Genomic DNA, 14,705 nt, shown 5'->3' on the forward strand with positions numbered 1-14,705 from the left:
AACTGAATTCCCCCTTTTTTTTGATACTTATAATTTATCAAAGTCACATGGATTCTATTTGTATATAATCTGTATTTTTTCTGTATTTATATATTTCAAACAAAAAAACCTTAAAGACCGTCCTTATAAGACTGTTTTTAAGGTTTTCTTTATTTTATCTACACTTTTTAATAGTTTAGTGACTCTTGCTTAACAATTGTTGCTTTTAGAAGTAACGGTGCAATAATTGTTGTTGCTATAATTACAACAATCACGGAAGAGTAGTAATCTTCTGAAAGAAACTTCGATGCTAATCCTACTTTAGCAATAATTAATGCCATCTCGCCTCTGGAAACCATTCCAGAACCAATAATCCATGTAGAAATCCCCTTGAATCCTGTCATTCGAGCGCCTAATGCGCCACCCACTAATTTTGATAATACTGCTGCTATTGTTAATACTGAGATAAATACAATATGTTTTCCCATACCTGCAAAAGTCATATTTAAGCCAATCGAAACAAAAAACATCGGAATAAACACGGCATATCCGATTGGTTCTAATTTCTCATCCACTCGTTTACGATAACCAGTTTGAGCAATTGCCACACCTGCAAAGAACGCTCCAATAATCGCTCCCATGTTCAATAGCTCAGCAAAATAGGCAAAACCTAAGCAAATAACCAACGAAAATGCTGAAACAGATTCCACAGCAATTAGCTTCTCACTTAAATTCAACACCCAAGGTACAAGCCATTTGCTTGCCGCAAATATAACAATGAAGAAAAAGACTTTCAACAATAGAACTTCCCACATCGGCAATCCTTCACCTGGTGCGGAACGATTCATCAAACTCAACATAACACCTAATATTAAAACAACAACAATATCATCAACCACAGCAGCGCCAAGAATCGTTGCGCCTTCTTCACTATCTATTTTATTTAAATCTTTTAATACTTGAACAGATATACTAACGGATGTTGCACTGAAAAGAACACCCAAAAATATAGCATTTGATATAGAAAAATCAAATAATTCCGCCACACCAAAACCCATTAAAGCTGGAAATAAAATTCCCAATAAAGCTACAGCTAAGGCTGGTCGCCAATATTTTTTTAACAACTCCAAATCACTTTCCAAGCCTGCAATAAACATTAAAATAATAACACCAATTTCAGAAAAATAATGCATAAAATCATCTGGCTGAACCCAACCTAATAATGCTGGACCAATCAAGATACCAACTAATAATTCTCCGATTACAGAAGGAATCCCCACTCGATTACAAAAATGTCCAGCAAGTTTGGTAAATAATAATACCAGACACAAAGTTAATAAAAAGACCATATTTCCTCTCCCTTTCTAACAAAAAACTTACAACTTATTGTATCATGCTACTTAACTTTGGTAGTCACAAAAAGTTTACAAAACCCTTACCAACAAATAAAGATTGCTCTAAAAAAATATGAGGCAAAACGAATAATCAGTTTTGCCTCACAGTCTAACTCCGAATACCTCGTACTTTGGTTCAATTATTTTGATGCACGTTTTAAATAGGTACCTTCTTGTGTGTTGATTTCCAACATCTCATCTGCTTCAATAAAATCAGGAACGTTTACAACTAATCCTGTTTCCATAACAGCAGGTTTGCCTGAACCTGAAACTGTTGCGCCTTTGATTGAAGGCTGTGTTTCTTTTACTTTCAAGATAACCGTTGTGGGTAATGTTACACCAATTACTTCTGATCCGTAAAATTGGATTTTTACTTCCATATTTTCTAAAAGGTATTTTAATTCCTCTTCGATTACAGAAGTTGGGATTTCATATTGTTCATAGGTTTCTAAATCCATGAAGTTGGCTGTATCATCTTGACTGTATAAGTATTGAACTGGTTTGCTTTCGATAAAAGCTTTTTTCACTTTATCATCTGGACGCATCGTTGTATCAGTCGTCGCTCCTGTACGAACGTCTTTCAATTTCATACGCATAACGGTATTCCCTTTACCAGGTTTGTGGTGGCTAGCGTCCATTACACGGATTAGTTTTCCGTCTTGTTCAAAAGTCATGCCTGCTTTAAGATCACTTACTGCTATCATTTTATTATTCTCCTCTTTCTTTAAGGTTCGATCATTCAATCTAATATTATGTGACCGAAACGTTGGTGTAGTCTCCGCTGTGTTTATAATACTTTGCTTCTGACTTAGCACAGAGACTCATCTTGAAAAAAATTCTTCTCAATCATTGTAGCAGATTACTTGTGGATATTCTAGAGAATACGCTGTTCCAGTTCATTTTTTTAAGGTGAAACTGGGGATTTTCTAATTTTTCAAAAAAACTGTACTACTTATTGCGAATTTTTTAGCCGTCAAACCAAAAATGCAGTGCCCCCCATAATCTGGGTTACAATCCAGTTAGGGGTGCACTACAAAAAAATCTTTTTTTGTGATTATTACAGTTCGTTTGCTTCTTATCTACCTACAATAAATGTTAATTCACATTCGCAGACTTTTTTATCTTCAACAAAGGCAGTCGCTTTTCCGATTCCTACATAGTCTCTAATTTTAACGATTTCAAAATGTAATTTCAGCACATCGCCTGGAACAACTTTTTGACGGAATTTTGCTTTGTTGATTCCACCAATATACGCTGTTTCCCCTTTAAATTGATCCATTTTCAAAATCAAGATTGAACCAACCTGAGCTAATGCTTCAATAATCAAAACACCTGGCATTGTTGGGTTTCCAGGGAAATGTCCTTGGAAAAACTCTTCATTGATCGTTACATTTTTTGTTGCGATGATTTTTTTATCTGTAATGATTTCATCCACATAGTCGATAAAACAAATTGGGTAACGATTTGGAATCATTTCCATAATTTCTGTTGCATTCATTAATCTTGTCATTTTTACTTTTCCTCCCATTTCTTCATACAAATAACACCATTATGACCGCCAAAGCCAAACGAATTACTTATCGCATATTCTGCCTGAACCTTGCGGGAACCATCTGTTACATAATCTAAATCACATTCTGGATCAGCTTCTTTATACCCTACTGTTGGATGTACAACACCTTCTTGCAGTGTCTTCACGCAAGCAATTGCTTCTATTCCACCAGCAGCACCTAAAAGATGACCTGTCATGCTTTTCGTACTGGAAATTGGAATATCATAGGCCCGTTCACCAAATACTCGTTTTAACGCTGCTGTTTCAGCCGCATCATTGGCTGGCGTTGACGTTCCATGTGCATTAACATATCCAATAGAGGCCGCATCAATTGAGGCTTCAGCTAAAGCTAATTCAATCGCATCAGCAGCACCACTACCGTCTTTTAAAGGTGCTGTCATATGACTAGCGTCACAATTGCTACCATAACCAACGACTTCACCTAAAATAGTTGCACCACGTTTTTGAGCGTGTTCCAGTTCTTCTAGCATCAACATACCAGCACCTTCACCCATCACAAATCCATGTCTTTCTTTGTCAAAAGGAATGGATGCTCTCGAAGGATCATCTGTAGTATTCAAAGCACTCAAAGCCGCAAAGCCGGCAATTCCGATTTCACAAATCGTCGCCTCTGTCCCACCTGTAATCATCACATCAGCCAAACCGTACTTGATTGTACGGAACGCTTCACCAATTGCATTTGTCGCTGACGCACAAGCCGTCACAATCGTTTGAGAAGGACCTTTTGCGCCTAATTTGATTGAAATATTTCCAGATGCCATATTAGCAATCACCATCGGAACAAAGAAAGGTGTTACTCGTTTTGCCCCTTTTTTATCCATGACTCTTACTTGATCTTGTAAAGTTGTCATACCGCCAATACCACTGCCGACGATTACGCCAAAGCGTTTGGGATCAATTGATTCATGAGTTAATCCACTCATATTCCATGCTTCCATCGCCGCAACTAATCCGTATTGAGAAAATAAATCCATCCGTTTTTGTTCTTTTCGGTCAAGAACGTCGCTTGGATCAAACTCTTTTACTTCACCAGCTAATGCAACACCCGTATCTTCTGAATCAAATTTAGTAATTTTATCAATTCCTAATTTTCCATTAACTAGGTTTTGCCAATATTCTTTCACCGTATTTCCTAGAGGAGTCACCGCTCCCATTCCCGTTATTACAACTCGTTTCATCATGCACCTCCGCCATTGTTTTGACTATCAAATTAAAAAAAACTTGCTTAACCAACACTTTTTTGTTTAAATTTAAGTAAAATAGTTTGACTTTCAAAGTATTTTGGTTAATAATTCAGACATCCGATAAAATGTCTGTCGATTAGTCATTATCAAGTTAGAGAATTTTATTATCATTCTCAAACAGATAATACCAGTTGCAATTTTATCCGTCAACTTAAATAAGGTCATATTTTTAGATTTTATTAAGACATGTGACACTAAAATAATTATCAAAGGGGAAAAAATCATATGTTTCTAAAAAATAAAAAAGTCGTCGTAATGGGCGTAGCAAACAAAAGAAGTATCGCTTGGGGATGTGCCAAAGCTTTGAAAGAGCAAGGTGCTGACATTATCTATACTTACCAAAACGAACGCATGAAAAAACAAGTAGAAAAATTAGCTGAACCAACTGATTTGTTGGTGGAATGTGATGTGTCATCTGATGAGTCAATTGCCCAAACATTCCAATTGATTCAAGAAAAATTCGATAAAATCGATGGATTAGTCCATGCAATTGCATTTGCTAACAAAGAAGAGTTAGATGGAAATGTCAGTGATATCAGTCGTTCCGGCTATTTATTGGCTCAAGATATCAGCAGTTACTCGCTTTTAGCTGTTGCACATTACGCAAAACCACTATTGAACCCTGGTTCAGGTATTGTTACAATGACGTACTTAGGTTCTGAAAGAGCCATTCCAAATTACAATATGATGGGAATTGCAAAAGCCTCTTTAGAAACAGCAGTAAAATATTTAGCTTACGAATTTGCAGCAGACAAAATCCGCGTGAATGGGATTTCAGCTGGGGCCATTAAAACTCTTGCAGTAACTGGTGTAAAAGATTACGATCAATTACTTAAACTTTCAGAAGACCGTACACCAGATAAAGCTGGTGTGACGATTGAAGAAGTCGGTAACACTTGTGCCTTTTTAGTCAGTGAGTTAGCTGGTGGGATTGTAGGAGATATTATTTATGTAGATAAAGGGGTTCATCTTACTTAAAGCAAAAGATGAAGTTGAGACAAAATCAAACGTATTTTGTCTCAACTTCACCTCTTTAATTAAGTTTCTGCATGTATGCACCATTTATCCTTAGCATAAGCTGTAGATCAAAATAGTAATATGGCAACTGATGGATAACAGTGATTGTGAGAGAACTTAATACATGTGTAGCAATCAAAGTTATGATCAACTGGAGCCAACTGTTGGAAAAGAAATCGTAGCTGTTCACCAAGTTTGCTGTCCATAAAATACATAACGGATGGATGAAATAATAATATTTTCCTAAGTCTCGCAGATGCTTTATATTCATTTTTAGGTTCAACTCTGCATGTAAACTCCAGCAAAAAAGGCACGTAGTAAATGGAATAAGCGCAAACATAAAGTTTTTATCAATACCCGCATTAGAATACACCGCAATTCCCTCTCCCACTAGAATTATTCCAGTAAGGATGACAAGTAGTCCAAGGTACTTTTTAGTTTGAAGGATTTTTTCTCGATAGTCCCATAAAAAGAAACCAATAACTACAAATATTACGGCAAAAAACAAGCCATTACGAGTCGTTATAAACACATTCATATACTGATCAAAAATTAATTTTAACGGTTCATTTTCAATGTAAGCATAGTAGGTTTCTAATGAACCAAATAGATACATAACAGCTGTAGCACCGAATAAAAAAACATAGCTTGTTTTTTTCAATAACCAATGCACAAAAATAATGCCAAAAATCATTGCCGGAATATACCAAAGATGATAATAAGTACCTGTGTAGAACACCCCTACTATTAAAGCTATTGGATACAAGGCGGGGCTAAGTGGATAAAACTGTTGAATCCACATAAAGCCAACAGGTAAGTATACAAGACTCCAAAACAAATAGGATTTTGTTAACGACGTTAAATACCTCTTTATGTAATCTGATGATTGATTTTGTCCTTTTTTAACAAAATAACTACTAGAAATCAAAAAAAACGGTACAGCCACTCGGCACAAAACATTCTTAAATAAATAGTTGATTTCCGGATTTTGGAACACTCTTTTACAATGAAAACAGATAACTAAAATCGCTGCTGCGTATTTTATTATATCAATCCCATGGTTATTTACTCTCTGCTTATTTACTGACCTGTTGATATTCCCCACCCCCTTAACGCTGCTATTCGTTGCTTCTCAAATTAATTATAACAAAGCTTATTTTAATTTTTATCGGTATTAAGACTGATTTTGTGCTTATTCGGTCTTAGTATTTCTATTCTCTTTAATTAAAATGAATAGTCCTATACCAAGGTACAGGTGTTTCTTGTTGGTACTTATCTATCTGCCAACCAGCCATCGTAAACCCAATTATCGTAATGACAAAACCAATCAACATCAGGCCAACACCAAGCTTGAAAAATGTTTTCTTATCCATCATACTAACAACTCCTTAGCTTTAATAATATGAACAATTTTATTGGAAAACCTTCTCGAAATTTTAATAAAATAAGTTGTCATATTAAAAGTCAACAACCCGCAAAGTATTGATATCCCTAGCATTAGGGTACCAACACCTAACTGCGTAACCCCAATATAAATACCATCTTGTAATGCAAAAACACTAGCAAACACACTAAAGACTGAAGAACCGAAGCTGGCAATTGCAAGAATACCTGTTGAAAATGGAAGACACCAGATAACAATATATCCAGATAAAACAACCCCCATTGCCGCTAATAATAGGCTTCCCCACAAAGGAAAACCTAAAATCAATAATGCAATGATTAATGGACTGATTGATTTTTTCTGTGGTATATTTCCTTCTTCAAAAGCATCTTCTAAAATCTTGCTAGCTATGATTGATGGTTTGCCTAATTTTTTTACGGCCTCTTCTTCACTGACACCTTCTTCTAAGTAGTCTTCAATCAGTTCATCATAGTAGTGGATAAACTGATCTTTTTCTACCTCATCCAGGCGCATCAAACCTTGTTCTAATTGATATAAAAATTCTTGTTTACTCATTTTTCTCCCCCATTTCAATAAAGTGATAAACCTTCATTACTTCATCCCATTCTTGGATAAAAGCTTTTATTTTATCCCTGCCATTGTCTGTGATTCGATAGTATTTCCTTAAACGACTGTTATGTTCCATCGAGTATGTCTCCAACTCTTCCTTCGTTTCTAAACGTTTTAAAATTGGATATAATGTTGATTCGGAAATTGCTATAACATTGGATAAGTCTTTAATTATTTGATAACCGTAAGAATCAGATTTCTTTAAAATAGCTAAAATACAATATTCTAGTAATCCTTTTTTTAATTGAGAATCCATATTATACCTCCTGACACACATTACTATACATTACATAGTATAGTGTGTCAAATAGTATTTCTATTCAAAAAAAATATAGATATAGTTTACTTAGATATTAAATCAGCAACTATTATACTGTTCTAATCATTTGATTGCGCTGCTGCTTTTTATTTCAATAAAAATTGGAATATTTTTTTAACTGTTGCGAATTGCCTCAACTGCATTTTCTTCTTGATAGGTTGAACACTTTTTAAAATGCTTTATATACATAAATTTTTCAATGTATATAAAAAAGATACAACCCAACTTTTCATCCAGAAAAATTGTTTGTATCTTTTAAGAAAAAAATAAGCAGGAGCTCATACTCCCACTTAAAATTTTTCTGATCCATGCACGATTCTTTGCCTACACCCTAACTAGAGTCACCCATATACAGGTGGCTCTAGTTTCATAATAAAAAAACATATAGAGTTTAATACATACTAATATAAGTTTGGGAATAGATATTAAAATAATGATTCAGCTCTCTTTAATCACTTTTATTAATCTAAACTAAAATCAATATCATTGTAATCAACACAAGGTAACGCCTTTATATGCATTCCCGAAGAGAAACCAACCTTAAACTTCATTGGCTTAACTGAATAATTTATAAACGTAAAGGTGTCTGTTCCATACCTTGTTATATCCTTCATACTAGGATCTGTCGCAGGTGAATACTTATAATCAAGTAAAACATTATTACTATTACTTATACGTGAGATTCTTTCCGCCCAATCTCCCCAATAACGTACGGTGTAATCATTTTTGAATACAAAATAATCCTTCTGTGGATTATCAACTATATATTTAACTAAAATTTTTGAAGAAAAGTCTTTGGTATTAGTATATCCAAAGCTAAAAGTCTTAGATTGTCCTGCTTGTAGTGTAAATTCTTCTTTTACCACAGCACTTTTAGTAACCGGTTTCAAATTTGTCCGATTAATATTGGTAGCTTCATCCGCATTAGCTAAATTAGGTGCTGCCAATAAACCAAAGATTGTTAAACATCCTACCATTACTGAATTTTTCTTCATAAAAACAACTCCTTAATTTTTAGTAACTTAATTCTATCATAAAGTAATTAAAATTACCAGAAATTTTATATCCCTCTCTAATTTAATAAGCTAATTATTCACATCTTTAGACTCTAAACTCTAATATATTCGTTTCACAAAAAAATATGTAGAAAAAGCCAAGCTAGACTTTTTCTACATACTTTTATTCTTCCAACAATTTTTTAGCTAATTGAAATTGTGTAGCTTGCAACGTAACACCTATTTTTTCCACCTCAATATATTCAGGTGTTGCCATATCAAAATTAGCGATTTTGATAGTATCAATATTTTCTCTTTCTTTTAACCTAAGCAACATATCAGTTATTAATCCTTTATCTTTTCCTTTAGGCAAATGTAATTGTCTGAGTACCAACGTTTTTTCTGAGTCTTCCTCAACTAAATTAAAACTGATTGAACCAAGCTTAGAATTTTCTTGATAAATCTCATAGTTTCTATCTGAAAAAATGCAGCGGTTTTGCCAAGGTGTCCATTGATTTTCAGCTAATGTATGTTCTTTTGGCGAAGCGGTTTTAAACTCAAGAGCATTTTTCACCTGAATCGTAATCGGTAAAATAATTGAACCCACAGCCAACTCATTTACGGGCTGGAATCCTTTTGCTTCATATAATTTTTTAGCACGTCCATTAGCAGCAAGTACTTCAAGAATCAGATGCTCACATTGATTTTCAGTTGCCAGATTTTCAGCATAATCAATCAATTTAGAAGCAATTTTACTTCTGCGATATTTAGGAACCACAGCCATCCCGCCAATCCACATCACTTTAGTTTCCTGAAAGGTTTGAATTCCCAATAAGATGATCCCTGCAAATTCTCCATCAATGGAAAATACGGCGGATAGCTGTTTTGAAAGTTTTAGTGACTGAATTCTATGTTCTAATCCGATTTTGTCTACACGGATTGGCAATAAGTAATCACTGAACCCTTGATTCCAAGTTTCCACTACTTGTTGAAAATCAGCTTCGTCTATAGATATAAACATACTCGTACTCCTTTTTATACTTTGTTTACTTTACTATAAACGAATGTGAGAATATTCATAGCTTTTTAGGAAAAATTATATTATCAATATTAAGAAATGTCTTGAACCCTTCTTTATTACAGAGACAAACTTGCTCCTTCTCTTTATTAATAAAAGATGTTTCTAAGAAAATTGTCACCACCAACGCTTCTAACTTACTCATCATTTCAGCTCTTTTTGGTGATGTTAAACTATCTGAAAGAATCTCATCCGAACTTTCTATGATAGTAACTTCCTTACCTTGACTAGCTAAACCAATGGCAATTAGGCATTCTAAAATACCACCGCTGATGATTAAAATACGTTCACCAAACTGATTTTCTACTATTTTCGTCGCCTCTTCTTCTATCCTTGAAAACTGATTCAGATGATGCGCTTCATATCCTGCAAAACTCATCTTTTTTTACCTCATTGTCTAATAAGATGCTTATCAGCAATCGTATAAACATGATCTGCAACAGCCGAGTAAAACTGCTCATCATTGGAAATCAATAGAACACTTCCTCTAAAGGCCTTTAGTGCTTCTTGAAGAGCTTTTCTTGAATCTACATCTAAATGATTGGTCGGCTCATCTAAGATCAGGAAATTGCTTGGCTGCATCGTTAAATCACACAATTTCACTTTTGATTGTTCCCCACCACTTAACATGTAAATATTTTTTGAAGCAATTTCCCGTTTCAACCCACATTTTGCTAATTCTCGACGAACATCTTCATAGGTAAGCTTCGTGTATTTATTTGCTAAGGCTTCTATCGGCGTCCATTCGGTATTCTCCCATTCAATTTCTTGTGAATGGTAACCTACAACAACTTGAGGTGAAAATTGAGTTTTACCAGAAACCGCTGGCACCATTGAAAGAAGTGTTTTTATTAATGTTGATTTACCTAGTCCATCAGCTCCAGTGATTACTATTTTCTCCCCTTTTTTCACTTGTAGATCTCGTACTGTAAGCAATGGTTCTTTGTAGCCCACAGTCAGTTCATCGATAGTCATAACGTTTGGTGAACTTTGAGGCATTAATTTAAATGAAAAATTTGATTTGACTTTCTTTTCAGGCTCTTTCAGTCGATCCATTTTTTCTAAGTGTTTTCTTCTACCTTGTGCCATTTTGGTCTTGATACCAGCAATATTTTTCTGTATAAACGCTTCAGTTTCTTTGATTTTTCGTTGTTGCGCATCAAATTGGCTTTGATATGCTTCTGCCAAATGAGCTTTTTGTTTTAAGAAATCCTTGTAGTTACTGTGGTATTTTTTGATTGAACCAAAATCGATATCACAAATACAAGTAGCAATGTTACTTAAAAAGTCTGTATCATGAGAAACAATGATAAAGGCATTTTCAAAAGCGTTCAAATAGTCTGTCAACCACTCGATATGTTCTTGATCTAAATAGTTAGTCGGTTCATCTAAAATCAAGACTGATGGTTTTTCCAACAACAGTTTTGCTAGAATAACTTTTATTTGATCTCCACGATTTAACGCACTTAAGGTTTGCTCTGCATCATTGATACCAAGTCCTGTGATTGCTTTACTGATATCATTTTCTACTTGATAAAAACCTTTGATTTCTAATTGTTCTTGATAGGTTGCAGCTCTTGTCAATAACTGGTCATCGCCAGTTTCGCCGTATGTTTCATAAAGTTTGATCATTTCCTTTTCTGTAGCAAATAATTCTTTATATGCTGAACTTAAAAATTCATTGATCGTCAATGATTGATCCATATCTACGTATTGATCTAAATAACCTAAAGTTGCCGCCGGATTCCAAATAATCGCACCTTCATCTGGTAACACGTTCCCTAAAAGCATCTTCAATAAGGTACTTTTCCCTGCGCCATTTTTACCAACAATTCCCATATGTTCTTTACTTCTTAGAGTAAATGAACTGTTTTCGTATAGCTGTTTATCTGGTACTGCATATGTTAAATCTTTGACTTGTAATAATTCCATTTTATTTTCCTCTTTCATGTAGTTTCGCTATTATTTTTACTAAAGAACATACAAAAAAGACCCATAGACAAAATGTCTAGGGCCTTTTTAATCTATATATCCTTCAGTAAATAGGTACGCCAAAAACATAGCAAACATATGCTATTTTTTTAGTATACTAAATTTACTGATGAATAAGAAAAGCTCCTAAGCTTCTCGATTAAGCTCCATACAACACTTCATCAAAAATAAGTTGTAGGGAGCTAAGAGTTGAAATAAATAATACGTACATTTGAAACACCTTCCTCAGGTGTTACTCTACCATTTTGGAAAAAAATAGTCAAATTCAGATAATTTATTGACGACTGCTTTTAAAAAATTTGAAATAAATACTTATAGCGATATACTAGAAATACTAGTACTATTTTCGGTTTCTATAAAAATAAGGAGGCTACTTATGACTATATTACCAAGGATTGGCAAACCAGCCACTAGCGCTCTGAAAGCCCGTGGTTTCACGACTCTTGAGCAAGTTCGCACATTAGATAAAGTAACTCTTTCAAAAATGCATGGTGTAGGTCCTAAAGCAATAACGATGTTAGAAAAAGCATTAGCTGAGCACAATTGGACTTTTCAAGAATCCTCTCCTAATAACACAATACTAGAATCTGATTTTAGTGTTATCTGTTCATTAAATTGTGATAATGCGCCAAAAAGAAGAATCATTCGAGATTATTTGATTGCAGCTACATCAGGAAATCAGCAATTACTAGAATCTTTACTTTCAGATTCATTTCGTTGGATTGTACCGAAAAAAAAAACTTTGGAAGGAAAAGAACTGTTTATTAAAACCATTCTCAAAGAGAAACAGGACATCCAAAGCCTTGAAATCCAATCCATTTTAACTCATGGAAAAGAAGGTTCCACCCACGGAACAATGACAACTAAAACAGGAGATATTATTTATTTTTCAACTATCATACAATTTGAAAGTAACAAAAAAGAGGCTCCTATTTCTAAAATCACTTCTTTCGTGATCCAATAGTCATTTGCACTAAAACTAGATTAATTTCTTTTCTATTTCATTTAATACTACAAATAAATGGTGGTATAAACTCAGTTTCTCATATCGATGTTATCTCCTATTTTTATTCAATTGTAAATTCTTATTTATTTGTACAATTTCATTTCCGAAGTTTCGCCAATCACTTGCTCTAGGTGGCGCTAACCAGATCAGACTTCGTGCTGAAAAAGAGTTTTGGGGAAGATAGTCAGAGACGATAAGATCTGTATCTGGTCGAATAACTGGTTGGAAATTAATGCTGAATGAATCGAATATGCTGATTTGGGCTTTAATAAATTGATTATATTTTTTTCCTTGGGTGAAATTCACGTGAATGTTAATCGTATTTTTTTCGTTTTCTTGGTCATATTGTTGAGAAAGTACCAACAATAAATTGAAAAATAGCGATTTTTTGCTAAATTTAAATTCTTCTTCATCCAATTGATAAATAAATGTATAACAAATATCAAATATGACTGGATATCGCTCTTGAAAAAACTCTAAATCCATCACTCGTAGCGCAAGATCCATCAAAGGAGTGATAAATTTATGTTGATAAATAGTATTACGGACAGTATTAGAAAGTTCTTGTTCAAATCTGTTTAGCTGAGAAAACTTAAGACACTCCTGTTTTAATTGCTCCACATACTTTTCGATTGTCTCATTCTCAAGATCACAAAACTCGATTCGATAAACAGACAGATTACTGAATATTCCTCTTATTTCGACTTCTAACTCTCGGTTTGTTCCATTTATTGTGCAACCTCCCCATTGCCTAATTGTTTGGTATATATGCTCTTCTTTAGCAAAATCAACTGACTGAAAATGGCTTGGTAAAAAATACTGGTGTGTTCTCTTCACTCTTTCTAACATGACGAATAAATAATGTCTGAATAGAAAGAATGTATTTATCTCTTCATATGATGTTTTTAGGGAAGAAAATAGTTCATTGACGGATAAAATATCTGATTGATTGTATAACTCATCAGAATCTTTATAGATTCGATAATAGAGCATCGTAAAATACTGGCGAATGTTCATTTCATCTCCTATTAATTGAAATGTCTTGGATAATTTTATATCATATTGCCCAAGTTCTTTTCGAATTCTATCAACAATTTTATAGACGACGGTGCGGCTCATACCATATTTTTCTCCATATTTTTTGATTGATGTAAATTGTTTGAAAAATATCGTCTTCAATAATGTAAATTCCAAAGAGTGTTTTAAGTATCTTTCTTCCACAATACTTGAGGATATTTGAGCACCCTGAAAAAGTACGATTTCATTGCTTTGATCAACCAGCTCCATTTCGTTAATCAACTCAAATCTTTTTAAATCCTCATTTAGTTCCAAAACACTGCGTTCCAAAAGGTATTGGGAGATATTAAATTGCTCACACAAGATATCCTTGCGCTCTGAAAACGAGTATTGTTGCTCCAATTTTCGAATAATTGCCAGTTTTAAATTCGCACGATCATCTAATAACAAGAAATCCATTTATACTCTCCTTGCTCCATACAGCAGGGTACCTGATAAGAAGCTCAACATATTCCCAAAATTTGTAGGACATAACAGATCCGCTCCGCCGGAAGTTTTTGTGTTCATTTTTTGTTTAATAGGTTCTTTTTTAAACAGCTCATCATTCAGCATTATTTTCTCTTGATAATTATTTAGAGAATCATTATTCATCCCTCTCTTTTTTTCGTCAGAGCTTGTAACAGGAGTAACGGATACTTTAGCAACAGAAACATAAGATTTATAGGAGAATTTCACAAAATAGTTACCTATTTTCTGTGTATTTACATTGTTTTTGACCGTAACTTCTTTTAAATCTAACGGCTCTCCATTCTCATCTTTTAATATCCGTACATTGTCCAGAGGATTCCATTTTCCCTTTAGCCTGATAACTACGTCCTTAAGACAAAGCTCGGTATTATTTTGCTTCACTTCAACGGTGACTGTCTTCATTTTTCCATCTACTTCATAGGTCATTTTATATTTCCCTGGCGTTGTTGCTTCCGCTCCATAAACAACGTCATAGTGAACAAAAAATGCTGACGAAAAAAGTAAGGCAGTACTTAGTATTAAAGATTTATTTTTCATCTATCACTGCAC

The 14,705-nt window shown here is 34.1% G+C and carries 16 protein-coding genes; 2 read left to right on the forward strand and 14 right to left on the reverse strand.

Annotation, left to right across the window (positions count from 1 at the left end; all coding sequences use genetic code 11):
* Nucleotides 1-167: 167 nt before the first annotated feature.
* The 4 genes from AC4BB2_RS11990 to fabF all read right to left on the reverse strand — a co-directional run bounded on the left by AC4BB2_RS11990 (nucleotide 168) and on the right by fabF (nucleotide 4,124).
* Entirely contained in the window at nucleotides 168-1,328 is a 1,161-nt protein-coding gene (locus AC4BB2_RS11990; protein WP_490473132.1) for a cation:proton antiporter, read from the reverse strand.
* Nucleotides 1,329-1,513: 185 nt separating this feature from the next.
* On the reverse strand, nucleotides 1,514-2,077 hold the full coding sequence (gene efp / locus AC4BB2_RS11995; protein ID WP_490473133.1) for an elongation factor P: 564 nt from the start codon (nucleotides 2,075-2,077) through the stop codon (nucleotides 1,514-1,516).
* Between the two features lie 371 nt (nucleotides 2,078-2,448).
* Complete coding sequence (gene fabZ / locus AC4BB2_RS12000; protein WP_010762460.1) at nucleotides 2,449-2,883, reverse strand: 3-hydroxyacyl-ACP dehydratase FabZ; 435 nt, start codon at nucleotides 2,881-2,883, stop codon at nucleotides 2,449-2,451.
* Nucleotides 2,884-2,885: 2 nt separating this feature from the next.
* Nucleotides 2,886-4,124, reverse strand: coding sequence for a beta-ketoacyl-ACP synthase II (gene fabF, locus AC4BB2_RS12005; RefSeq protein WP_490473134.1), 1,239 nt, complete (start codon nucleotides 4,122-4,124; stop codon nucleotides 2,886-2,888).
* Between the two features lie 291 nt (nucleotides 4,125-4,415).
* On the opposite strand from fabF, the gene fabI reads away from it, so the two are divergent.
* Nucleotides 4,416-5,168, forward strand: a complete 753-nt coding sequence (gene fabI / locus AC4BB2_RS12010; protein ID WP_490473135.1) for an enoyl-ACP reductase FabI — start codon at nucleotides 4,416-4,418, stop codon at nucleotides 5,166-5,168.
* A gap of 55 nt (nucleotides 5,169-5,223) precedes the next feature.
* Here the strand turns inward: fabI and AC4BB2_RS12015 are convergent, their stop codons facing one another.
* The 8 genes from AC4BB2_RS12015 to AC4BB2_RS12050 form a co-directional block, all read right to left on the reverse strand.
* Nucleotides 5,224-6,312 carry an acyltransferase gene (locus AC4BB2_RS12015; RefSeq protein WP_490473136.1) on the reverse strand — a complete coding sequence of 363 codons (1,089 nt, stop codon included), beginning with the start codon at nucleotides 6,310-6,312 and terminating at the stop codon, nucleotides 5,224-5,226.
* A gap of 115 nt (nucleotides 6,313-6,427) precedes the next feature.
* Nucleotides 6,428-6,583, reverse strand: coding sequence for a hypothetical protein (locus tag AC4BB2_RS12020; protein WP_490473137.1), 156 nt, complete (start codon nucleotides 6,581-6,583; stop codon nucleotides 6,428-6,430).
* Nucleotides 6,580-7,167, reverse strand: a complete 588-nt coding sequence (locus tag AC4BB2_RS12025; RefSeq protein WP_490473138.1) for a DUF1700 domain-containing protein — start codon at nucleotides 7,165-7,167, stop codon at nucleotides 6,580-6,582. The genes AC4BB2_RS12020 and AC4BB2_RS12025 overlap by 4 nt, the downstream gene beginning before the upstream one ends.
* Nucleotides 7,160-7,477, reverse strand: coding sequence for a PadR family transcriptional regulator (locus tag AC4BB2_RS12030; RefSeq protein ID WP_490473139.1), 318 nt, complete (start codon nucleotides 7,475-7,477; stop codon nucleotides 7,160-7,162). The genes AC4BB2_RS12025 and AC4BB2_RS12030 overlap by 8 nt, the downstream gene beginning before the upstream one ends.
* Nucleotides 7,478-8,001: 524 nt before the next feature.
* Nucleotides 8,002-8,535, reverse strand: coding sequence for a hypothetical protein (locus AC4BB2_RS12035; RefSeq protein ID WP_490473140.1), 534 nt, complete (start codon nucleotides 8,533-8,535; stop codon nucleotides 8,002-8,004).
* A gap of 184 nt (nucleotides 8,536-8,719) precedes the next feature.
* Nucleotides 8,720-9,556: a GNAT family N-acetyltransferase gene (locus tag AC4BB2_RS12040; protein WP_490473141.1), complete on the reverse strand. Its 837-nt coding sequence runs from the start codon at nucleotides 9,554-9,556 to the stop codon at nucleotides 8,720-8,722.
* Between the two features lie 55 nt (nucleotides 9,557-9,611).
* On the reverse strand, nucleotides 9,612-9,992 hold the full coding sequence (locus tag AC4BB2_RS12045; protein WP_490473142.1) for an FAD-dependent oxidoreductase: 381 nt from the start codon (nucleotides 9,990-9,992) through the stop codon (nucleotides 9,612-9,614).
* An 11-nt stretch (nucleotides 9,993-10,003) separates the two neighbouring features.
* Complete coding sequence (locus AC4BB2_RS12050) at nucleotides 10,004-11,545, reverse strand: ABC-F family ATP-binding cassette domain-containing protein (protein ID WP_490473143.1); 1,542 nt, start codon at nucleotides 11,543-11,545, stop codon at nucleotides 10,004-10,006.
* A gap of 436 nt (nucleotides 11,546-11,981) precedes the next feature.
* Here AC4BB2_RS12050 and AC4BB2_RS12055 point away from each other — a divergent pair, with 436 nt between their 5' ends.
* Complete coding sequence (locus AC4BB2_RS12055) at nucleotides 11,982-12,569, forward strand: DNA-binding protein (protein WP_490473144.1); 588 nt, start codon at nucleotides 11,982-11,984, stop codon at nucleotides 12,567-12,569.
* Nucleotides 12,570-12,659: 90 nt separating this feature from the next.
* Here AC4BB2_RS12055 and AC4BB2_RS12060 read toward each other — a convergent pair whose 3' ends face one another.
* Complete coding sequence (locus AC4BB2_RS12060; RefSeq protein ID WP_490473145.1) at nucleotides 12,660-14,087, reverse strand: helix-turn-helix domain-containing protein; 1,428 nt, start codon at nucleotides 14,085-14,087, stop codon at nucleotides 12,660-12,662.
* Nucleotides 14,088-14,693: a bacterial Ig-like domain-containing protein gene (locus AC4BB2_RS12065; protein WP_490473146.1), complete on the reverse strand. Its 606-nt coding sequence runs from the start codon at nucleotides 14,691-14,693 to the stop codon at nucleotides 14,088-14,090.
* Nucleotides 14,694-14,705: the final 12 nt, after the last annotated feature.

The sequence above is a fragment of the Enterococcus sp. AAFC-DPL-5146 genome, from assembly GCF_058216635.1.